Origin of the sequence: Vibrio sp. V04_P4A5T148 (genome assembly GCF_963875605.1) — a bacterium.
GTDB lineage: Bacteria > Pseudomonadota > Gammaproteobacteria > Enterobacterales > Vibrionaceae > Vibrio > Vibrio anguillarum.
Genome location: NZ_CAWNMS010000025.1, coordinates 61,209 through 82,613, shown reverse-complemented (window position 1 = coordinate 82,613; position 21,405 = coordinate 61,209). Strand labels below are relative to the sequence as shown.

Annotated in this window: 26 protein-coding genes; 16 read left to right on the top strand and 10 right to left on the bottom strand. The window is 46.1% G+C overall.

Annotated elements, in window-relative coordinates; translation table 11 throughout:
• The first annotated feature begins 8 nt into the window (after positions 1-8).
• The 11 genes from rplR to rplQ all read left to right on the top strand — a co-directional run bounded on the left by rplR (position 9) and on the right by rplQ (position 5,986).
• The gene (gene rplR / locus AACT18_RS03905; protein WP_013855926.1) at positions 9-362 is read left to right on the top strand and encodes a 50S ribosomal protein L18; all 354 of its coding nucleotides are present in this window, start codon (positions 9-11) and stop codon (positions 360-362) included.
• A gap of 14 nt (positions 363-376) precedes the next feature.
• The gene (rpsE, locus tag AACT18_RS03900; RefSeq protein WP_010318775.1) at positions 377-877 is read left to right on the top strand and encodes a 30S ribosomal protein S5; all 501 of its coding nucleotides are present in this window, start codon (positions 377-379) and stop codon (positions 875-877) included.
• Positions 878-882: 5 nt separating this feature from the next.
• Entirely contained in the window at positions 883-1,059 is a 177-nt protein-coding gene (rpmD, locus tag AACT18_RS03895; protein ID WP_004398455.1) for a 50S ribosomal protein L30, read from the top strand.
• Positions 1,060-1,064: 5 nt separating this feature from the next.
• The gene (gene rplO, locus AACT18_RS03890) at positions 1,065-1,499 is read left to right on the top strand and encodes a 50S ribosomal protein L15 (RefSeq protein WP_010318777.1); all 435 of its coding nucleotides are present in this window, start codon (positions 1,065-1,067) and stop codon (positions 1,497-1,499) included.
• A 20-nt stretch (positions 1,500-1,519) separates the two neighbouring features.
• Complete coding sequence (gene secY, locus AACT18_RS03885; protein ID WP_017046739.1) at positions 1,520-2,854, top strand: preprotein translocase subunit SecY; 1,335 nt, start codon at positions 1,520-1,522, stop codon at positions 2,852-2,854.
• Positions 2,855-2,881: 27 nt separating this feature from the next.
• Positions 2,882-2,995 carry a 50S ribosomal protein L36 gene (gene rpmJ, locus AACT18_RS03880; protein ID WP_000868186.1) on the top strand — a complete coding sequence of 38 codons (114 nt, stop codon included), beginning with the start codon at positions 2,882-2,884 and terminating at the stop codon, positions 2,993-2,995.
• 147 nt (positions 2,996-3,142) lie between these two features.
• Positions 3,143-3,499 carry a 30S ribosomal protein S13 gene (gene rpsM / locus AACT18_RS03875; protein WP_010318779.1) on the top strand — a complete coding sequence of 119 codons (357 nt, stop codon included), beginning with the start codon at positions 3,143-3,145 and terminating at the stop codon, positions 3,497-3,499.
• Between the two features lie 20 nt (positions 3,500-3,519).
• The gene (rpsK, locus tag AACT18_RS03870; protein ID WP_001118870.1) at positions 3,520-3,909 is read left to right on the top strand and encodes a 30S ribosomal protein S11; all 390 of its coding nucleotides are present in this window, start codon (positions 3,520-3,522) and stop codon (positions 3,907-3,909) included.
• 27 nt (positions 3,910-3,936) lie between these two features.
• Entirely contained in the window at positions 3,937-4,557 is a 621-nt protein-coding gene (gene rpsD / locus AACT18_RS03865) for a 30S ribosomal protein S4 (protein WP_013855928.1), read from the top strand.
• 23 nt (positions 4,558-4,580) lie between these two features.
• The gene (locus AACT18_RS03860; RefSeq protein WP_010318781.1) at positions 4,581-5,573 is read left to right on the top strand and encodes a DNA-directed RNA polymerase subunit alpha; all 993 of its coding nucleotides are present in this window, start codon (positions 4,581-4,583) and stop codon (positions 5,571-5,573) included.
• Between the two features lie 26 nt (positions 5,574-5,599).
• The gene (gene rplQ / locus AACT18_RS03855) at positions 5,600-5,986 is read left to right on the top strand and encodes a 50S ribosomal protein L17 (RefSeq protein ID WP_017042856.1); all 387 of its coding nucleotides are present in this window, start codon (positions 5,600-5,602) and stop codon (positions 5,984-5,986) included.
• A gap of 180 nt (positions 5,987-6,166) precedes the next feature.
• Here rplQ and AACT18_RS03850 read toward each other — a convergent pair whose 3' ends face one another.
• Entirely contained in the window at positions 6,167-6,787 is a 621-nt protein-coding gene (locus AACT18_RS03850) for an FKBP-type peptidyl-prolyl cis-trans isomerase (protein WP_010318783.1), read from the bottom strand.
• A 235-nt stretch (positions 6,788-7,022) separates the two neighbouring features.
• On the opposite strand from AACT18_RS03850, the gene AACT18_RS03845 reads away from it, so the two are divergent.
• Entirely contained in the window at positions 7,023-7,586 is a 564-nt protein-coding gene (locus AACT18_RS03845) for a LysM-like peptidoglycan-binding domain-containing protein (RefSeq protein WP_161439598.1), read from the top strand.
• A gap of 23 nt (positions 7,587-7,609) precedes the next feature.
• On the opposite strand, the gene AACT18_RS03840 is transcribed toward AACT18_RS03845, so the two are convergent.
• Entirely contained in the window at positions 7,610-8,062 is a 453-nt protein-coding gene (locus AACT18_RS03840) for a GNAT family N-acetyltransferase (protein WP_013855931.1), read from the bottom strand.
• Positions 8,063-8,239: 177 nt separating this feature from the next.
• On the opposite strand from AACT18_RS03840, the gene dbpA reads away from it, so the two are divergent.
• Entirely contained in the window at positions 8,240-9,625 is a 1,386-nt protein-coding gene (dbpA, locus tag AACT18_RS03835; protein WP_017042859.1) for an ATP-dependent RNA helicase DbpA, read from the top strand.
• A 50-nt stretch (positions 9,626-9,675) separates the two neighbouring features.
• Here the strand turns inward: dbpA and AACT18_RS03830 are convergent, their stop codons facing one another.
• The 8 genes from AACT18_RS03830 to cpdB all read right to left on the bottom strand — a co-directional run bounded on the left by AACT18_RS03830 (position 9,676) and on the right by cpdB (position 17,714).
• Positions 9,676-11,445, bottom strand: a complete 1,770-nt coding sequence (locus AACT18_RS03830; RefSeq protein WP_094125076.1) for a lysophospholipid acyltransferase family protein — start codon at positions 11,443-11,445, stop codon at positions 9,676-9,678.
• 4 nt (positions 11,446-11,449) lie between these two features.
• Complete coding sequence (locus tag AACT18_RS03825) at positions 11,450-11,902, bottom strand: hypothetical protein (protein ID WP_013855934.1); 453 nt, start codon at positions 11,900-11,902, stop codon at positions 11,450-11,452.
• Positions 11,903-11,915: 13 nt separating this feature from the next.
• Complete coding sequence (locus tag AACT18_RS03820) at positions 11,916-12,353, bottom strand: YHS domain-containing (seleno)protein (RefSeq protein WP_088732887.1); 438 nt, start codon at positions 12,351-12,353, stop codon at positions 11,916-11,918.
• Positions 12,354-12,363: 10 nt separating this feature from the next.
• Positions 12,364-13,131: an NRDE family protein gene (locus AACT18_RS03815; RefSeq protein WP_094125075.1), complete on the bottom strand. Its 768-nt coding sequence runs from the start codon at positions 13,129-13,131 to the stop codon at positions 12,364-12,366.
• 1 nt (position 13,132) lies between these two features.
• Positions 13,133-13,681 carry a hypothetical protein gene (locus AACT18_RS03810; protein ID WP_094125074.1) on the bottom strand — a complete coding sequence of 183 codons (549 nt, stop codon included), beginning with the start codon at positions 13,679-13,681 and terminating at the stop codon, positions 13,133-13,135.
• 34 nt (positions 13,682-13,715) lie between these two features.
• Positions 13,716-14,849 carry a D-alanine--D-alanine ligase gene (locus tag AACT18_RS03805; protein WP_094125073.1) on the bottom strand — a complete coding sequence of 378 codons (1,134 nt, stop codon included), beginning with the start codon at positions 14,847-14,849 and terminating at the stop codon, positions 13,716-13,718.
• On the bottom strand, positions 14,846-15,433 hold the full coding sequence (locus AACT18_RS03800; RefSeq protein WP_019281494.1) for a DedA family protein: 588 nt from the start codon (positions 15,431-15,433) through the stop codon (positions 14,846-14,848). Before AACT18_RS03800 ends, AACT18_RS03805 begins: the two co-directional genes overlap by 4 nt.
• A gap of 319 nt (positions 15,434-15,752) precedes the next feature.
• A complete protein-coding gene (cpdB, locus tag AACT18_RS03795; RefSeq protein WP_094125072.1) occupies positions 15,753-17,714 on the bottom strand; it encodes a 2',3'-cyclic-nucleotide 2'-phosphodiesterase in 1,962 nt (653 codons plus the stop codon).
• 289 nt (positions 17,715-18,003) lie between these two features.
• On the opposite strand from cpdB, the gene cobA reads away from it, so the two are divergent.
• The 3 genes from cobA (at position 18,004) to cysN (ending at position 21,330) form a co-directional block, all read left to right on the top strand.
• On the top strand, positions 18,004-18,882 hold the full coding sequence (gene cobA / locus AACT18_RS03790; RefSeq protein ID WP_094125071.1) for a uroporphyrinogen-III C-methyltransferase: 879 nt from the start codon (positions 18,004-18,006) through the stop codon (positions 18,880-18,882).
• A gap of 91 nt (positions 18,883-18,973) precedes the next feature.
• The gene (gene cysD, locus AACT18_RS03785) at positions 18,974-19,882 is read left to right on the top strand and encodes a sulfate adenylyltransferase subunit CysD (protein ID WP_026027329.1); all 909 of its coding nucleotides are present in this window, start codon (positions 18,974-18,976) and stop codon (positions 19,880-19,882) included.
• 17 nt (positions 19,883-19,899) lie between these two features.
• Complete coding sequence (gene cysN / locus AACT18_RS03780; RefSeq protein WP_094125070.1) at positions 19,900-21,330, top strand: sulfate adenylyltransferase subunit CysN; 1,431 nt, start codon at positions 19,900-19,902, stop codon at positions 21,328-21,330.
• The last annotated feature ends 75 nt before the right edge of the window (positions 21,331-21,405 follow it).

The window sequence follows — 21,405 nt, the reverse complement described above, 5'->3', positions numbered from 1 at the left end:
GTAACACTATGGATAAGAAAGCATCTCGCATCCGTCGTGCTACACGCGCACGTCGTAAGATTGCTGAACTGGGTGCAACTCGCCTAGTAGTACACCGTACTCCTCGTCACGTGTACGCTCAGGTTATCGCATCAAACGGCTCTGAGGTTATCGCAGCAGCTTCTACTGTAGAAAAAGCGATCCGTGAGCTAGTTAAGAACACCGGTAACGTAGACGCAGCTAAAGCGGTAGGTAAAGCTATTGCAGAACGCGCTCTTGAAAAAGGCGTATCAGCTGTTGCGTTTGATCGTTCTGGTTTCCAATACCACGGTCGAGTAGCGGCGCTAGCAGAATCTGCTCGCGAAGCTGGTCTGAAATTCTAAGGTAGGGTTGGAAGATGGCTAAAGAACAACAACAAGCTAGTGATTTGCAAGAAAAATTAATCGCAGTTAACCGTGTTTCTAAAACGGTTAAAGGTGGTCGAATCATGAGCTTTACTGCACTAACTGTAGTTGGTGACGGTAATGGTCGCGTAGGTTTCGGATACGGCAAAGCTCGTGAAGTACCTGCAGCGATTCAAAAAGCAATGGAAAAAGCGCGTCGTAACATGGTTACTATCGCTCTTAACGAAGGCACTCTTCACCACGCGGTGAAAGGTCGTCACTCGGGCTCTAAAGTTTACATGCAGCCAGCTGCAGAAGGTACAGGTGTTATCGCCGGTGGTGCGATGCGTGCTGTACTAGAAGTTGCCGGTGTACATAACGTACTTGCGAAAGCGTACGGTTCTACTAACCCAATCAACGTTGTTCGTGCAACAGTTGCTGGTCTAGTAGATGTGAAGTCACCAGAAATGGTTGCAGCTAAACGTGGTCTCACTGTTGAAGCGATTTCGGAGTAAGCACCATGGCAACTATTAAAGTAACTCAAACTAAAAGCTCAATTGGTCGTCTACCAAAGCACAAAGCTACTTTGCGTGGTCTAGGCCTTCGTCGTATCAACCATACAGTAGAACTTGAAGATACACCGTGTGTACGCGGTATGATCAACAAGGTTTACTACATGGTTAAAGTTGAGGAGTAATCAGAATGCGTTTGAATACTCTATCACCGGCTGCTGGTTCTAAGCACGCTCCTAAGCGTCTAGGCCGTGGTATCGGTTCTGGCCTTGGTAAAACAGGTGGCCGCGGTCACAAAGGTCAAAAGTCACGTTCTGGCGGTACAGTTCGTCCAGGTTTTGAAGGCGGTCAAATGCCTCTAAAACAACGTCTACCTAAATTCGGTTTCACTTCTCGTAAGAGCCTAGTGTCTGCTGAAATTCGTCTAGCTGAGCTAGCGAAAGTTACGGGTGACGTGGTCGATCTAAACAGCTTGAAAGCAGCTAACCTAATCACTAAGAACATCGAAAATGTTAAAGTTGTTCTTTCTGGTGAGATTAGCAAAGCAGTGACTGTGAAAGGTCTTCGCGTGACTAAAGGCGCTAAAGCTGCAATCGAAGCTGCAGGCGGTAAAATCGAGGAATAATCTCGAGGAACGAGGTACAGATGGCTAAGAAACCAGGACAAGATTTTCGTAGTGCTCAGAGCGGCTTAAGTGAGCTAAAGTCGCGCTTATTATTCGTAATTGGTGCACTTTTAGTATTCCGAGCCGGTTCTTTTGTGCCGATTCCTGGTATTGACGCAGCTGTACTTGCCGATTTGTTCGAACAGCAAAAAGGTACCATCGTTGAAATGTTTAACATGTTCTCCGGTGGTGCTCTTTCGCGTGCATCTATCTTAGCATTGGGCATCATGCCGTATATTTCGGCGTCAATTGTTGTCCAATTGCTAACTGTAGTTCATCCAGCGTTAGCCGAACTCAAGAAAGAGGGTGAGGCAGGGCGTCGTAAGATTAGCCAATATACGCGTTATGGCACGCTTGTACTTGCAATATTCCAAGCTATTGGTATCGCAACAGGCTTACCAAACATGGTCAACAATCTGGTTGTTATCGACCAAACCATGTTTACCCTGATTGCTACCGTGAGTTTAGTAACTGGCACCATGTTCTTAATGTGGTTAGGTGAACAAATTACTGAGCGTGGAATAGGAAATGGTATTTCCATTTTGATTTTTGCAGGTATTGTTGCTGGATTGCCTTCGGCAATCGGACAAACGATTGAGCAAGCGCGTCAAGGTGAATTGCATGTGCTTCTTCTGTTGTTAATTGCGGTACTTTCTTTTGCTGTGATTTATTTCGTTGTTTTCATGGAACGTGGTCAGCGTCGTATTGTCGTTAACTATGCAAAGCGTCAACAAGGTCGTAAAGTGTTTGCAGCGCAAAGTACTCACTTGCCATTGAAAATTAATATGGCGGGTGTAATACCTGCAATTTTTGCATCGAGTATTATTTTGTTCCCAGGAACATTAGCTCAGTGGTTTGGTCAAAATGGTGAGAGCAGCACATTCGGTTGGTTAACTGATGTGTCTTTGGCTCTTAGCCCTGGTCAACCTCTGTACGTTATGCTTTATGCAGCAGCGATTATTTTCTTCTGTTTCTTTTACACAGCGTTGGTGTTTAACCCTCGTGAAACAGCGGATAACTTGAAGAAGTCCGGTGCGTTCGTACCCGGCATCCGCCCAGGTGAGCAGACAGCGAGATACATTGATAAAGTAATGACCAGACTAACCTTAGCAGGTGCTCTCTACATTACCTTTATCTGTCTGATTCCCGAGTTCATGATGGTCGCGTGGAACGTACGTTTCTACTTCGGCGGCACATCACTACTTATCGTAGTGGTTGTGATTATGGACTTTATGGCACAGGTACAGACTCATATGATGTCCCAACAGTATGATTCTGTGTTGAAAAAAGCAAATCTGAAGGGCTACGGCCGTTAATTCAGATTTCACTTACGGAGTTTAGCAATGAAAGTTCGTGCTTCCGTTAAAAAAATCTGTCGTAACTGTAAAGTAATCAAGCGTAACGGCGTCGTTCGCGTGATTTGCAGTGAGCCAAAGCACAAGCAGCGCCAAGGCTAATTAGCAGAAATTTTTACTTGAAATATAAAGGTCGGTCGAGTATATTACTCGGCCTACCTTTTGTGTGCAAAAGAAGTAGTATGCCGCAGCGTATCCTCGACGGGCTTTGCTGCGGATAATTTCTTATATAAGTACTAGGAGTGAATAGTGGCCCGTATAGCAGGCATTAACATTCCTGATCAGAAGCATGCTGTAATTGCATTAACTGCAATCTACGGCATCGGTAAGACCCGTTCGAAAGCTATCTTAGCTGATTTGGGTATTGCTGAAAGTGTTAAGATCAGTGAACTAACTGAAGAGCAGATCGATCTACTGCGTGATGGTGTAGCTAAATACACTGTAGAGGGTGATCTTCGTCGTGAAGTTTCCATGAACATCAAGCGTCTTATGGACCTTGGCTGTTACCGTGGTCTTCGTCATCGTCGCAGTCTACCACTACGTGGACAGCGTACTAAAACCAACGCTCGTACCCGTAAGGGTCCGCGTAAACCGATCAAGAAATAGTCGGAAGGGTATAGAGTACAATGGCAAAACAACCAACTCGCGCACGTAAGCGTGTACGCAAGCAAGTTGCTGATGGCGTAGCGCACATCCATGCATCTTTCAATAACACAATCGTAACTATCACAGACCGTCAAGGTAATGCTCTAGCTTGGGCAACTGCTGGTGGTTCTGGTTTCCGCGGTTCTCGTAAGTCTACTCCGTTCGCTGCACAGGTTGCTGCTGAGCGTTGTGCTGAAATGGCTAAAGAATACGGCCTTAAGAACCTAGAGGTTATGGTTAAGGGTCCAGGTCCAGGTCGTGAATCAACTGTTCGCGCACTGAACGCTGCTGGTTTCCGTATCACTAACATTGTTGATGCGACACCAATCCCTCATAACGGTTGTCGTCCACCTAAGAAACGCCGCGTATAACGTTTCTAGGAAGATTGGAGAAAGATCATGGCAAGATATTTGGGTCCTAAGCTGAAGCTTAGCCGCCGCGAAGGTACTGACTTGTTCCTTAAGTCAGGCATTCGTGCGATTGATACCAAGTGTAAAATTGACAACGCACCAGGTGTACACGGCGCTCGTCGCGGTCGTCTATCTGAGTACGGTGTTCAGCTTCGTGAGAAGCAAAAAGTTCGTCGTATTTATGGCGTTCTAGAAAAACAATTCCGTAACTACTACAAAGAAGCTGCACGTCTTAAAGGCAATACTGGTGAAAACCTACTTCAGCTTCTTGAAGGTCGTCTTGATAACGTAGTTTACCGCATGGGCTTTGGCGCTACTCGCGCAGAAGCACGTCAGCTAGTAAGCCACAAAGCTATCCTAGTTAACGGTAAAGTTGTAAACGTTCCTTCTTTCAATGTTGCGGTTAACGACGTTGTTGCAATCCGTGAGAAAGCTAAAAAGCAATCTCGCATTAAAGCAGCTCTAGAAGTTGCTGAACAACGCGAAAAACCAACTTGGATTGAAGTAGATGGCGGCCAAATGGAAGGTACATTCAAGCGTATGCCTGAGCGTTCTGACCTGTCAGCTGACATCAACGAACAATTGATCGTCGAGCTTTACTCTAAGTAAGGTTAAACTAAAGAGAGGACACAATGCAGGGTTCTGTAACAGAATTTCTTAAGCCACGTCTTGTTGATATCGAACAGATTAGCACGACACACGCAAAAGTAACTCTTGAGCCGTTAGAGCGTGGTTTCGGCCATACTCTGGGTAATGCACTTCGCCGTATTCTTCTATCTTCAATGCCAGGTTGTGCTGTAACTGAAGTGGAGATTGAAGGCGTACTACACGAGTACAGCACCAAAGAAGGCATTCAAGAAGATATCCTTGAGATCCTTCTGAACCTAAAAGGTTTGGCTGTTCGCGTTGCCGAAGGCAAAGATGAAGTGTTCATTACGCTGAACAAATCAGGCTCGGGCCCTGTTGTTGCAGGTGACATCACCCATGATGGTGATGTAGAGATCACTAACCCTGAGCACGTGATTTGTCATCTAACGGATGACAACGCTGAGATCGCTATGCGTATCAAAGTAGAACGTGGTCGTGGTTATGTTCCAGCTTCAGCTCGTATCCATACTGAAGAAGATGAGCGTCCAATCGGTCGTCTACTTGTAGATGCTACTTACAGCCCAGTAGACAAAATTGCCTACTCTGTGGAAGCCGCTCGCGTAGAACAACGTACTGATTTAGATAAGCTCGTTATCGATATGGAAACGAACGGTACTCTAGAACCTGAGGAAGCAATCCGTCGTGCAGCAACTATTCTTGCTGAACAATTGGATGCGTTCGTAGATCTTCGTGATGTACGTGTACCTGAGGAGAAGGAAGAGAAGCCAGAATTCGATCCAATCCTACTGCGTCCTGTAGACGATCTTGAACTAACAGTTCGCTCTGCTAACTGTTTGAAAGCAGAAGCGATTCACTACATCGGTGATCTAGTACAGCGCACTGAGGTTGAGCTACTTAAAACGCCAAACCTTGGTAAGAAATCTCTTACAGAGATTAAAGACGTGCTTGCATCACGTGGTCTATCTTTGGGCATGCGCCTAGAGAACTGGCCGCCAGCGTCTATCGCTGAAGATTAATCGATACTAGTTAGAAGGATTAGGTCATGCGCCATCGTAAGAGTGGTCGTCAACTCAACCGCAACAGCAGTCATCGCAAAGCGATGTTCAGCAACATGGCTAGCTCTCTAGTACGTCATGAAGTTATCAAGACTACTTTGCCAAAAGCAAAAGAGCTACGTCGCGTCGTTGAGCCTTTGATTACACTAGCTAAGACTGACAGTGTTGCAAACCGTCGTCTAGCATTTGCTCGCACTCGTGATAACGAAGTTGTGGCAAAACTATTTAACGAACTAGGTCCACGTTTTGCAGCTCGCCAAGGCGGCTACACACGTATCCTAAAGTGCGGTTTCCGTACTGGTGATAAAGCTCCAATGGCATACATTGAGCTTGTCGATCGCCCAGAAGTAGCTGTAGAAGCTGCTGCTGAGTAATCAGTTCGTATAATTAAAAAAGCCGAGTAGTAATACTCGGCTTTTTTGTATGCGTAGATTTTATCTTTGAACACAGGCTAACCAGATAATTATGCGTAGTGTCGTTTTTGATAGATGCTAAGTAAGAAATACTAATAAAAAAAGGTCAGCGAATGCCAACCTTCTCACTATCAATTCTATTTATAGAATATCGAGTAGCTCTACTTCAAATACTAGAGCTGCAAAAGGAGGAATTGCAGCGCCAGCGCCACGCTCACCGTAGGCAAGATCTTGTGGAATATAGAGTTTCCATTTTGAACCCACAGGCATCAGTTGTAGTGCTTCTACCCAACCTTTGATTACACCTGTTACTGGGAATTCAGCTGGTTGACCGCGAGATACAGAGCTATCAAATACTGTACCGTCAGTCAATTCACCGTGGTAATGAACACGTACTTGCTTGTCAGATGTCGGGATATCCCCCGTACCTTCTGTAAGAATTTCGTACTGTAGACCAGATTCAAGCACGGTCACTTCAGGGCGTAGTGCGTTATCTGTTAAGAATACTTCACCGTCGGCTGCGGCTGCTTTGGCAGCTTCTTGGCGCAGAGATTCTGCACGCATGTGCAACTCTTGCAGTGCATTATTGATTTCATCAATTTCAATTGATGGCATGTCGCCTACTAATGCGGTTGCGATACCTGCGGCGATGGCGTCAACGTTAAGTCCTTCTAGACCACTACCCGCAAGTTGTTGGCCCATTTGTAGACCGATACCGTAGCTTGCTTTTTGCTCTACAGTGTCAAATTTTACTTCAGACATAAACAGTCACTCTTTTTATGTAAATAAACAAGTGCCAAAGGATATCAGTTTCAAGCATGGGATGAAATGCTAATGGGAAATATCCAATATTGAACCTTCAGGTTGTGACAAATCGCAGATCCCAAAGAAAAATGTTCAAGATTGTGTCAACGTTTACGTTATCGCCACCTTGGCTCTATACTGATCCCTCTTGAGTTTTTATACTGTAGCTCGACAGAAAAGGAGACGGGTTAAGATGAATCGTCGTCACAAGAAGAAACCGCAAACTGATTATTTAGCGTTTATCCAACAGAAGTGGCATGCATTCGATTGGCGTGGCCTTATTTTACGTGTTCGCACAGTTTGGCTGGCGCTGCCTAAGCTTCACCAGCGCGCTTTATTAGCGATCGTTCCAGTAGTGTGTTTGCTCATTATTATTCCTTTTCCTGAGCGAACAGAGCAGGCCGCTCTACCGAAAAGTAATGAGCGTATGGAAATCAGCATTAATACGGTTGGGTTGAGTGAACAAAAAACGCCTCAACAAACCGATCGTAAATCTGAGTTCTGGCGAGAGTACACGGTTAAAAACGGGGACACTTTGTCGCAGGTTTTTCGGGCAAATGATTTACCGATGTCTGATCTTAATGCCTTAGTCAAAATTGAAGGCAGTGACAAACCGCTCAGCCAAATTACCCAAGGCCAATTAGTTCGCTTCAAACTCGCGGCTGATGGGCAACTCGATATCCTGCAACTTGAGAAAAACGATCAATCAGTGATGTTTTTCAGGCGCTCAGATGGCGGATTTGGCCGTAGTAAATAACACGCTTTGATCAAGAGGGTTATTTACTTGCTGAGCTGCATGTCGATATGCGGGATATCATCTTCTAGATACATCGCCGACGTTTGTTGAAAACCATAACTTTGATAGAAGCTAGCAAGATAGTGCTGTGCACCAATTTCAATATCTTGATTGGGCCACAGCTTCTGGCATTCGGCTAATGCTTGCTGCATTAATTGGTGTCCAAGGCCATTTCCTCTCGCTTCTTTTTGGGTTGCAATGCGACCAATGCTGACACTTGGGTAGCTAATCCCCGCAGGGAGTAAGCGCGCGCAGGCAACAATCTGCTGATCCTGTTCACCAATTAAATGAAAAACACCTGGCTGAATATCTTTATTATCCAATTCAGGGTAAGGACAGGTTTGTTCGACCACAAAGACATCGACGCGCAGTTTAAGTAGCGCATAAAGTTGATGAGTGGTTAATTGTGAGAATGAAAGACAGTGCCAAGTAATCATCGTAGTGCCCCTTTAAAAATGGATGTCGTTACTCTATCAAGCTTAAGTGCATGATTCATTAACAAAGGTTAAGAGTGAGCTACAAACTTGATGAATGATAAATAAAGATTCACTAGCCACACGAGGTTAAATAACGATAATAGGCGTTTAATTTTCGTCTAACGAAAGGACGGTCTCTTGAGTAATCTCTCTTTTTCAACGGTAAATCTACAACCAGAACTTCTTTCTAACCTCGATACTTTGGGATACACCAAGATGACGCCGATTCAGGCGTTAAGCTTGCCAACCATTTTGGCGGGTAAGGATGTGATTGGCCAAGGAAAAACAGGCTCAGGAAAAACAGCAGCGTTTGGTTTAGGCGTATTATCTAACCTCAACGTTAAGCGTTTTCGCGTTCAAGCTTTGGTGCTATGCCCAACGCGGGAGTTAGCCGATCAAGTCGCAACGGATATTCGCACACTCGGCCGCGCCATTCATAATATTAAAGTGCTCACCTTGTGTGGCGGCATGCCAATGGGGCCACAAATTGGTTCGTTAGAGCACGGTGCACATATTTTGGTTGGTACTCCGGGGCGTATTCTTGACCATTTAGACAAAGGTCGTATCGATCTCTCTGAACTCAATACGTTAGTGCTTGATGAAGCGGACCGAATGCTCGAAATGGGTTTCCAAGAAGCGCTGGATGCGATCATCAATGAAACGCCAACCAGCCGTCAAACATTGCTGTTTAGTGCTACGTTCCCAAATCAAATCAAACAAATTGCGCAGCGGATTATGCGTGAGCCTGAAATGGTCAAAGTTGAATCCACCCATGATACGTCCAGCATTCAGCAATATTTTTATAAAGTAGAGGGTACAGAGGCGCGTGATCGCGCGTTAGAACTACTGCTTTTACACCATCAGCCTGAATCTGCCGTGGTGTTCTGTAATACAAAGAAAGAAGTACAAAGTGTTGCTGAAGATCTACATCACAAGGGCTTTAGTGTGGTGGAACTGCATGGTGATTTAGAGCAGCGTGACCGTGACCAAGCTTTGGTGCAGTTTGCTAATAAAAGTATCTCCATTTTAGTTGCAACCGATGTGGCGGCACGTGGCCTTGATGTCGATAACTTAGATGCGGTATTTAACTTTGAGTTATCACGTGATCCTGAAGTGCACGTGCACCGCATTGGGCGTACTGGCCGAGCGGGCAGTAAAGGTTTAGCCTTTAGCTTCTTCAGTGACAGTGAAATGCACCGAGTGGCGATGATTGATGAATATATGGATATGCCCATCGAACCTGCTAAATTGCCTGATGCCAGTGCGCTAAACAACGCGCCTTATCAAGCCAATATGGTCACTATCCAGATTGATGGCGGTAAAAAGCAGAAAGTGCGCCCGGGAGATATTCTAGGGGCGTTGACCAGTAACGACGGTATTGACGGTCAATATGTCGGTAAAATTAACATGTTACCGATGCGCAGCTACGTTGCAGTCCATAAATCGGTGGCGAAAAAAGCACTGAAGAAAATGGAAAGCGGTAAGATGAAAGGACGCCAATTTAGAGCACGCCTTCTAAAATAAGCCCCTTCATTTAGAATTAAAGCCAGCGAACAACTCGCTGGCTTTTGCGTTTATGAGGGCTTTGAACTGAAAGGTGTCGAATTCAAATAAGCGCTGGCTTGCTCCTTACCCATGTATTTTGCCAGTGTATGCAGCGGAACTTGTTTCAAGTTCACTACAATTAAGCCATCTAACGCATTGTTAAACGCGGGGTCGACATTAAAACAGACGAGCTTGCCATTCATCCCTAAATATTGGCGCAGCAATACAGGAAGGCCCTTGCCATTTTCCATTTTTGCTAACACTTTCGACAGCAGAGAAATGCTTGCCAAAGAGGAGAGCAAGTTGGTTTGCCAAAATGTGTTCCCATTGCTCCGTAGTGGAGTGGAAGGTGAAACCAAGGTTGCCTTTTCATGATCATAATGATGAATAGAGAGTGTGGCGGCCATTAATTGTCGCGCGGTGTGGCTGTAATCGTTGCTAATGCTTACTGGGCCAAACAAGTGCGTGTATTGTGGATGACGCGCGACAAACGCAGCAATACCTTTCCACAGCATTAACAGTGAGTTGAGGTTGCGCTGGTATTTCGAGGAAACCACCGAGCGGCCTAGCTCAATACTGGTATCTAGTGTGTTGATGAAGGCTTCATCATACTGAAATAAGCTACGGGAATAGAGCCCTGCTAACCCTTGCTTCGCTATCAGTTCATCCACTAACCCCAATCGATAAGCTCCAACAATTTGACGGTCTTTCTTGTGCCAAACAAAGAGCTGGTAGTAATGGCGATCATACTCATCAAGATCACAAGCTAAGCCGCTTCCTTCACCTACGGCGCGAAAACTCTCTTCACGAATTCGACCAATCTCTTGCAGTATGTGGGGTAACTGCTCGCTTGCGGCGCAATAGACAATCCAATCACCTTGCTCTAAGAGCTTGCTTTCGCTTGGCAGCGCGGCGATATCTTGCTCGAGTTTCTCTACAATAAGCGCATCAATAATAGGAAGGGGCGATGTTACTAATTCTGGTGAGGATGGCGTTGCGGAAGGTGTTGTACTCATTAAATAGGTATTGAGACGCAGATAATGAACAATGTCTCGTTCTTGTTCAAATGCTTTTACTTCTGAATAGGGGATGGGATTGCCGATGGAAATTTCAATGTTGTGCGCCTGCTTATTCAGTAGCTCGCGGCCGAGCAATGCCGTTCGCAGTAGTGGATGAATTCGCCCCGCTTGATAAAACAGAGTGCTATTTTTACCATTAATAAAGATCGGGACGGTGGTGGCTTGGGCGCGTTTAACAAATTTGGCGACGGATTGACTCCATTCGATATCCGACAGTGTTTGCGATCCTTTGGGGTAAGTAGATACCTCACCAGCGGGGAAGATAATCAATAAGCCACCTTGAGCCAAATGAAGGTTCGCATCTCGAATGGCTTGCGCATTGGTGCTGCGAGCACTTTTGCTATTGAACACATCGACACCGATAAAGAGTTCACTAATTTCAGGCAGGCGCTTTAGCAACTGATTCGCCAGCACTTTAATATCGGTGCGTACTGAACCAATTAAATCGGCTAATATCACCCCTTCAATTGCGCCCAGCGGGTGGTTAGCGACGATCACCACCGGCCCTGTTTGTGGAATATTATCGATGCTGCCTAAAGCAAGGCGATATTCGATGTTGAGTGCTGCTAGCGTGTAGCGCATAAACTCAAAGCAAGAGGGTTTGGCAGGACGCTGCTGATACAGTTTATCCAGTGTTGCAAGCCCAGAGGCCCATTCAACAATCGATTCTGCGACGCCAAATGGAGTGTGTCGTGGTAAACGAAAAGGACTGGCTAGCATATAATTACACTCCTTTATTCAGCCACTGGTGCAATAAACCATCACCGTTTTTGAGATCACGCCGTACCAAAAAAGCCGCACACAACCAAACAAGACAAGCCATCGCAAATAGCAGGCCGCTATCATTGCCGACCACTTCTCCTACTTGGTTAAACTCTGGCATCACAATGCCAAGAGGCGTAAATAAATGAAAGAAAATCGCACCACTCATAATGCCGACGCTCATCAGTGCACCAAGGCCATGCCAGCGGCTAAACAGCAAAATAGAGGCTATCAGTTCAGCCGTTCCGATTAAATACCCGCCATACACAGCAAACCAACCGAGGCCAGACCACGCACCTAAGGTGCCAAAAATATAGTTGGTTTCGTAAGAGCCGGAAAACTTAAAGACAAGCGATTGAATAAAAACAAACGCAATCAAGAGTGAGGGGAGATGCTGGCTAGCTTTAAACGTCATGGTGTGGCTCCTACTACTTAATTAAATTGGGCCAATTTTTATCGGCTTGTTGGATGTGCACCGCTTGGTTGGTATCCCATAATGTTTTGATCTTTTTGTCGTAATTGAGATAGAGCTTGCCGTCGACAATCGCCCATTGATTGGGATCTCCCGGAGCAAAATCGTTCTTTTCAGAGACGGCCCAAGCGCAGTAGCCGCCATATTGCGGCGCATATTGGTTAGGGTTATTCAGAAACAGTTCAAGGTTCTCTTTTGAAGAAAAATACCACTGCGCATTTTTATAAAGGGTCGAAAAATCGGAGGAGCCTTTTACTGGCTCTCCTTTGGTGAAGTAGGCGACGGTGTCATAGCCACTCAGCGCTTTATTGCTCAGAAAGCTGGTGTAAATTTCATCCTCAGCGAGGCTCACGCTGCTGACAAACAGCAGTAATAGTCCTAGTAAACGTTTCATTGTTGATTCCTCATAAATTGGCGACCCAAGGTGTGGTTTTGTCGATCTCATCACGCTGCTGGTGGAGTGATGTCTCACTGAGCTGTAAGCAAGGTGAACCTGAGATATAGGTCATATACTGCTGCTGTTGTGTGACGCGTAAATAGGTAAAGCTAACGGTGTGCGCATCTTGACGATGCATACAGGGTGCCCAATGTGGATGGGCGACATGGTGGTGGGCGTGAAACTTTAGTCGCTGTTGCACACTATCTTCCTCGGCGATTAAAGCTTGATAGAGCTGCGAGCGGTAGTGTTGCACCTGTTCTAAATCGACACTGGATGAAAATAGAGGCGATTGCGTCACCGCGATTTGGCTCTGTTCACCATTCCACGCCAGAGCCATTACATTGCCTTGTACATCAGTTAAATTAGGGTCGAAAGCAAGCAAAGTGAATGGTGCAAATTGCTGAAGATTAAGCTGTGTAAACGCTTGGATAACCTTCTCGACACTGACTTGACTGGATAAATGCTTAAGCAATTGACCGCGGCTCACTAAGCGTTCGGCATTGGCTCCTTGGGGGATTTTACCTTGGTAATTATTGAGCAAGCACAAAGCCAAACCGCATTCATTAAGGCTGATCCAACTGCCTCCACCGGCAGGATCAATCGGCATCAACACTTCAACACCAGCTTGCGTGTATTGTTTAGGCGGCAACGCTAATGGGCGGTTTTTTTGTTCATCACGGTTAAAAAACAGATGATAGCCGTGTTTGTCGAGTAACCAAGAAACTGAGCACATGTTATTGCCCCCGAATGAAGGAGGCCGTGGCTGGCGCTAAGCCGAAAGCGGCATCGGTTTCTACATGCAGCAAATGAGCAACCACTTTAGCCATCGCAAAATGGTGCTGTGCATGCAAAGTGGCGAAGCTTAACTCTCGCTCCCATGTTGATGAGAGAGAGCACACTTGCGTTTCCTGCAATGAGGTTTCAACAAGTACCGTAACGGATTTTTGGAGTGAGGCCGAGCACTGCGTTAACCATTGAATTAAATACTCAATTTCGGCCAAGGCCGCAGCGCGGGACGTCTCAACGAGGTGGCCCCGACGGCGTTGGTTGTAATCAATAGTGCTAGTTGAGTTAGCCAGCGCATGAAACAGATCCAACCAATGACGAAAATGTTGCCCCACTGAACTGGCGAAAATTGGCGTGGCTAAGTGGGTGTAGTGCCTATCTTCTAACTGTTCGAGAAACTGGTGCGCTTGTTCCAGTGTTTCAATGCCGCCTTGGATCACGGGGGCATGATTAGGCTGCGATGCGCTTTGTTGTGAACTTGTGGTGATTGCAAACATATTTCTATCCCTATGATTGTTCTTATGGATAAGGTTAATCCGTGCTTGGGTAATGTTCGGTTAAGGCCTTTTCTTTGCGCCAAGCGTTCAGCAGTTCAGCCATTTTGGGTGTTTGATGGCCTAACTTTCGCTGTTGCGCACCAATGTCGAATAAGATTCGGTACTGTCTGAGTAAGGTCGAGAAGATCTCACGCAGCGGTGTTTCTCTATCCCAAATATGAGCGGCTTCACTGCTTGCGCCATTGATTTCCAAAATCGTGAACTGTTCTCCAGCCATCAATTGGTGAATATTGGCAAACTTGATATCGAGCCGCCCATAGTGAAACCCGTCAACATTGTTAAAAATCTCATCTAACTTGTTGGTGAGAGCGCGAGTAATGTAACGGTTACCATTGCGGAAAATCGATCCGCGACTATGGCTGCCCGCAAAGGCGAGTTGAAACTCCTGCCCTGCTTCAAGAACCTGATCGAGCTTCTCAAGGTGGCGAGGAAAATAGAGGTGAGGGAGTTGCCCTGCGCGTGGGCAGCGTTCAATTAACTGCTTTAAAGTGTGAATGCCATCCCCAGTGACAAACGGGGCATACTTAAGTGTGATGGAAATAATGTTGCCTTGAGCCTCACCGGGATAGCGCACATAAAATACGCCAGCTTCAGCCTGATACGGCGCTTTTTGTTGCAGTAAAAAACGGGCATTAATCGGAAATGATTGAATGTAGTCACTCAGTTGCTGTTCATTTTGCAGCAGTTTGACGCCAACGCCGCGGCAGCCTAAATCTGGTTTAGCGACAAGAGGGAAATCCAACGATGCTTGTTGCATTGCAGACAGAGCCTGTGCTGTTTGCTGCTGAGCGGTTTGATGGCTTTTCGTTCGGGTGATAAAGGGCGATATCCACTGCTGAGCGTATTCACCGGCTAGATTAAGAATGTCGTGTTTGGACTCTCCAACCATGCCGCTGAGCTTGATGCCGGGGTTTGCAATTAAAGGTAATCCCCAGTTGCCATAACGCAGCCCTTGCAGCAGGCTTTGAATCACCACAGGAGTGTAGAAAAACCAACTGGGCAGAAATTCATAAGGAGAAATGCTGCGTTTGGTGTCTTGCTCTAAAAGCGGCATACCCGCGTTGATTTTGCCATGTGCAATGCAAGGTATTTCTAATTTGGCGTTCATGACAATCCTTTAGAAAATGATTTGTTGAGAAGACGATTAGTGAGCATTAATAGCCCAACCGCGATAGGAATAATGATCCATTGATAATGAGAGGACTGTTGCCAAACCTGACTCCCTAGGTAATAAAGCGTTGAAAAAACGATCAGTGTCCACAGTGCTGTGGCCGTCAGTACGGAGCACAGAAATAGCGCCAACGGAATAGAAAAAAAGCCGCTCAAAGTAAAGCCCACCGTTCTTAGGCCGGGGACAAAGCGAATAATAAACAGATTTAAAAAAGTATGATGGTGCAGCTTGCGACGGACGGTTCGAAAATGTTTATTGGTCAGCGCTTGATAACGAAGCGGACGAACGCGTTGTGCCACTTGGCCTAAGTAATACAAACCCAGATCGCCACTAACAATGCCGACAAAAATAGCCAACAACGCCAAGCCGGGGGGCATGAGATTTTGCAAAGCCAGTGTGGCGGCGGTGACAATAGCGACATCCTCTAACAAATAGGAAAGCAAAATTACGCCGATGAATAGTAAAGTCAGTGAATGACTTTCGGCTGTTAGAAAGGTTTGAATGTCGATAGCAAGCGCCACACTTCCTCCTTAGCAAATTATGATCAAGTATAGAATAAGGCGCTGATTGCGCTTTTATTCTCATTACGAGGACAAAGACCTGCCAAAGAATAGAAAAATTGCATATTTGATGATTTTTTATAATTAAATTTAATCAAACTAATGTTTGAAAATTAAACAGAGGTTGTAACGAACCTTAAATGAAGCGTGGATAGTAAAGAACCATCAAGATCAGAGTTAGGGTTGCCGAGCGGGAAATAAAAAACGCAGCGAAAGGCTGCGTTTGTGGGGTGAAAGCGCCTTAATTCATTGGCCTATTTCAATCGATTTGAGTGGGGGGTTATTGGGTAAGGTCAATCCTGTAAACCGCAAAACCAACCTCATCGTTTTCCACCAAAGTCATTGGGTATTGGCCTTTCTCTTTGATGAACTGTGCTGCTTTCTCGCTTGGAGAGGTTTCAAAACGAATATCTAACGCGGTATTAGTTTTAATCGGAGCAAACGACCAGTTGTTATCAGCACTTGGCGTAACTTGACCTTTTTCTTTACTCACGCGCGAAATGTAGTTGGCAACGGCCGTGCGGTTTTCGTCGGGTGAGTCAAAGGCAATAAATTGTGCGCCCGTGCCTGCAAATTTATTGCTGTAAGCGCGGTAGTTATTGGTGGCGACAATAAAGGTCTGTTTTACATCGATAGGTTTACCTTGATAAGTTAAGCCTACAATGCGCTCAGCATCTTTATGCGCCACTTTACAATCACCATCGTATTTGGCGGGTTGAGTCACATCGATTTGGTAATTCACCCCATCCATAACATCAAAGTTATACGTGCGGAAATCAGCCCAATTGATCAAGGATTGTGGTTGAGTGCTGTGCGGATCAATCTGATTAAACTGCCCCGCGCTGCATTCCAACCATTCCTTCACTTCTTTACCCGTCATTTTCAGCGCGACTAATGTATTAGGGTAAAGATAGAGATCCGCTGCGTTACGAAATGTCAGTTGGCCAGCTTCGACTTCAGTGAAACCGGCAGGATCATCTTTACGGCCACCGACTTTAAAAGGTGCCGCGGCCGATAACACCGGCAAACCATCAAGATCAGGGTCGCCTTGAATAAAGCGTTCCACATAATCTTTTTGTGCAAGGTTAACGATTTGCACGGTTGGGTCATCTTGTACCAAGGCTAAAAAGCTGTACATCACATCATTTGCTTGGCCAATCGGTTGATTCACGAAATCTCGCGTGCCTTTGTGGTCTGACTCTAAGGCTTTCACTATGCCTGTATCGGCTGCTGCCAATGATTTCTTATTGGCTTTATCGAAGATTGGGCGAGCTTGGGATTGACCATTCACGACTGACCATTGGCCATCTTTGCTTTGCAAAGTCAGATCCATCACACCGACATGGCTACCCCAGCGCCCCGGCATGACAGCGGTTACGCCATTAATGGTGCCTTTAGTCACATCTGCTCCTGGCAGTTTGGCAAAATCTTGGCTAGGGAATACCGCGTGAGAGTGACCAAAAGCAATCGCGTCAATGCCTTCTACTTGGGTGAGGTAGTAAACCGAGTTTTCTGCACCAACGGAATATGGGTTAGCTGAGACACCAGAGTGCGGGATTGCCACGATCACATCGGCACCCTCTTTCTTCATCTGCGGGATCAGCTCCTCGGCTGTTTGCTTGATGTCTTTGGCAAACACTTTGCCATCCAGATTTTTCTTATCCCACACCATGATTTGTGGTGGGACAAAACCAATGTAACCCACTTTAATTTGGTGCTCTTTGCCATCGGTATCTTTGAACGTGTGCGTTTTAATGAGATAGGGATTGAAGAGGTGTTTGCCCGTTTGTTGGTCATAGACGTTGGCATTGACATACGGGAATGCGGCGTCGTTAATACTCTCCTTTAAAAAGGACAAACCGTAGTTAAATTCATGGTTACCAATGTTACCCACATCGTAGCCGAGCTGATTCATCGCTTTGTAAACTGGGTGAACCTCACCAACCTTGATGCCTTTGGCGGCCATATAGTCGCCCATTGGGCTACCTTGGAGTAAATCACCGTTATCGACCAAAATGCTGTTTTCGACTTCGCTGCGCGCTTGCTTCACTAACGTCGCCGCACGGGATAAACCAATCTGGTTCGATGGCTTGTCTTTGTAGTAATCGTAATCCATCACATTGGTGTGAATATCGGTCGTTTCGACGATACGCAGTTTAATGGTGTCCGCCATTGCTGGGCCAGCCATTGCTAACATACCGCTCAAAATCGCGATGGAGAGAGGTTTCACTGCCACTTTCATTGTGTACTCCAGTTAGGGGTAGGGAACAAATAACTCGTCTAATGTAACAAAATCTTATGAAACGATGATTTCAATGAATATCAATTTGTGATGTTACGCGTTAACTCACCGGCATTCTGTCGACAAGATCTCATCATTGATTGGCTTTTAATCAGAGAGATAGTCACTTCTTATTCGGAATTATCCATTCCCTTATCAGCTTTTGATATAAAAAATGAAATTTTAGAATTTCAGGTAATATGAAGAGCCCGCCATAATGCATCCATGAATTAAGTTATGGATAACAACAATGAGTACGACGGAAACCATTTCTCAGTTGCCAATCAAAGGGCCGCGCTTAGTTGCGGTCAACAATGATGCTTTGGCAAGTAGCGCTCCATCGTACGTCAAAAGCCAATTGACCTGCGGTGAAGTGGCTTTGATTGGTGCAGGGCCGGGCGACCCAGAACTGCTGACGCTCAAAGCGTTGAGCTTTCTACAACAAGCCGACGTGGTGTTGTACGACTACCTAGTGTCTGATGAAATTATGGCGCTGGTGCCGAGCGATACCATCTTAGTCTGCGTGGGTAAGCGCGCTGGACACCACAGTGTTCCTCAAGAAAAAACCAATCAATTGCTGATCGATTTTGCGCAGCAAGGTTACAAAGTCGTGCGTATTAAAGGCGGCGATCCGTTTATGTTTGGCCGCGGTGGTGAAGAGTTGGAAGTGCTGTTTGATGCGGGGGTGAAATTTCAGGTGATCCCCGGTATTACAGCGGCGGCAGGCGCAACGGCCTATGCGGGAATTCCACTGACTCATCGTGATTATGCGCAATCCGCTCTGTTTGTCACCGGTCACCTTAAAGCGGAAAACGATGACATGGATTGGTCAACACTGGCACGTGGTAATCAAACCTTAGTCATTTACATGGGCTTGATGAAGTCGAGTTATATCCAGCAGCAGTTGATTGAACATGGACGCCAAGCCAACACACCAATCGCGATTATTGAACGCGGTACTCAGCGTTCGCAAAAAGTCTTCAAAGGGCAGCTCCGTGACTTATCACAACTGGCGGCGCAGGCACAGGCTCCGGCCTTGATTGTGGTGGGCGAAGTGGTGGCGCTGTCGGAAAAACTGCATTGGTTTGGTGAACAACCCGCGCAGCAAAACCAAGTGAATTACGCCTGATTGCAAGGCAAGTCAGTTATTTCCAACTCAATACTCAAACCAATTTCTCATTGCACAAGGCTCGCAATGCGAGCGAAAAGGAAGCATGCAGATGGATCAACAACGCTTAACCCATTTACAACAGCTCGAAGCCGAAAGTATTCATATTTTACGTGAAGTGGCCGCTGAATTTGATAACCCAGTAATGATGTATTCGATTGGTAAAGACTCTTCGGTGATGCTGCATTTAGCGCGCAAGGCTTTTTATCCGGGGAAAATTCCCTTCCCACTACTGCATGTGGACACCGATTGGAAATTTCGTGAAATGATCGAATTTCGTGATCGTATGGCGCACAAGTATGGTTTTGAGCTTTTGGTACACAAAAACCCAGAAGGGATCGCGATGGGGATCAGCCCTTTTGAGCATGGATCTTCAAAGCATACTGACATCATGAAAACCCAAGGTTTAAAACAAGCGTTGAACCAATATGGTTTTGATGCTGCTTTTGGTGGTGCGCGTCGTGATGAAGAGAAATCACGCGCGAAAGAGCGTGTTTATTCTTTTCGTGACAAGAACCACACGTGGGATCCGAAGAACCAGCGTCCGGAGCTATGGAAAACCTACAACGGCCAAATCAATAAAGGTGAGAGCATTCGTGTTTTCCCATTGTCGAACTGGACTGAATTGGATATTTGGCAATACATCTATTTGGAAAATATCGAGATCGTACCGCTGTATTTATCGGACATTCGCCCAGTTGTCGAACGCGATGGGATGCTGATCATGGTTGATGATGAGCGGATGAAGCTGCAACCTGGAGAAGAAGTTCAGCACAAGAGTGTGCGTTTTCGCACGTTAGGTTGTTATCCACTCACTGGCGCAATTGAATCAGAGGCCAGTACGCTAACGGGCATCATTGAAGAGATGCTGGTGGCCACTTCCAGTGAACGACAAGGCCGCGCGATCGACCACGATCAATCAGGATCGATGGAATTGAAAAAACGCCAAGGTTATTTCTAAGCCTCTAAGGAAAGATTATGAATAGTGCAGTTCAGGCTCAGCTTTCTGAGATCGGTATTGAAGCTTATCTCACGCAACACCAGCACAAATCGTTACTGAGATTTCTGACTTGTGGCTCGGTTGATGATGGAAAAAGTACCTTGATTGGTCGTTTGCTTCATGACACAAAACAGATTTATGAAGATCAACTGGCCGCCGTCCATTCCGATAGCCAGCGTGTTGGCACGACGGGCGAGCGCCCCGATTTAGCTCTGTTAGTTGATGGCCTGCAAGCGGAACGTGAGCAAGGGATCACCATTGATGTGGCGTATCGCTATTTCTCTACTCAAAAGCGCAAATTCATCATTGCCGATACTCCGGGGCATGAGCAGTACACGCGCAATATGGCGACAGGCGCATCCACTTGCGATCTCGCGGTGATTTTGATCGATGCCCGTAAAGGCATTTTGGATCAAACGCGTCGCCACTCATTCATTGCCAATCTGTTAGGTTTGAAGCATTTTGTGGTGGCGGTGAATAAGATGGATTTGGTCGATTACTCACAAGATCGTTTTGAGCAGATCCGTCAAGACTACGTGGAATTTTCAAAGCATCTGCAAGGTGATACTGATATTCAGATCATCCCACTTTCTGCTCTGGAAGGGGACAACGTGGTCGAAGCAAGCCAACATATGCGTTGGTATCAAGGCCCATCACTGCTGGAGCTACTTGAAACGGTGGACGTTGATCAGCAAAAAGGAGCCGGTGAGTTTCGTTTTCCAGTGCAGTATGTGAACCGACCGAATCTCGATTTTCGCGGTTTTGCTGGCACGATTGCAGCAGGCAGTATCAGCGTTGGAGATGCAATCACTGCACTTCCGTCTGGAAAAACATCCACCGTGGCACGTATTGTTACTTTCGATGGAGATTTGCCGCAAGCGCAAGCCGGCCAAGCGGTGACGTTAACGCTCAGCGATGAAATTGACATCAGCCGTGGTGATCTTATTGTGCTGCAAGGAGCGCAGGTTGAATCAACTAACCATCTATTAGCCGATGTGGTCTGGATGACAGAACAACCACTCAAAGCCGGGCGTGAATACAACATCAAAATTGCGGGTAAGAAAACCGTCGGTCAGTTGCAAGCAGTACGTCACCAGTACGATATTAATAATTTATCGACTTATCACAGTGAAGAGTTGCCGCTCAATGGCATTGGCTTGTGTGAATGGTCGCTAACAGAGTCGATCGCGCTGGATAAATACTTAGACAGTGCCAATACTGGTGGTTTTATCATCATCGATCGCCTGACGAATGTGACGGTGGGGGCGGGCTTGGTTCGAGATAGTTTGCAAAACATCGCTCATGCTCAAAGTGCCCATTCTGCGTTTGAAGTTGAGTTGAATACCTTGATCCGCAAGCACTTCCCACACTGGGAAGCCAAAGATCTTCGTCAGTTATTCAAGGCTTAACTGTGGTGATTCGGTGGGAGGGATTGCCGCTTATAGCGTCCCTCTATTGGCTAGTTTGAGGCAACAAAGGATTGA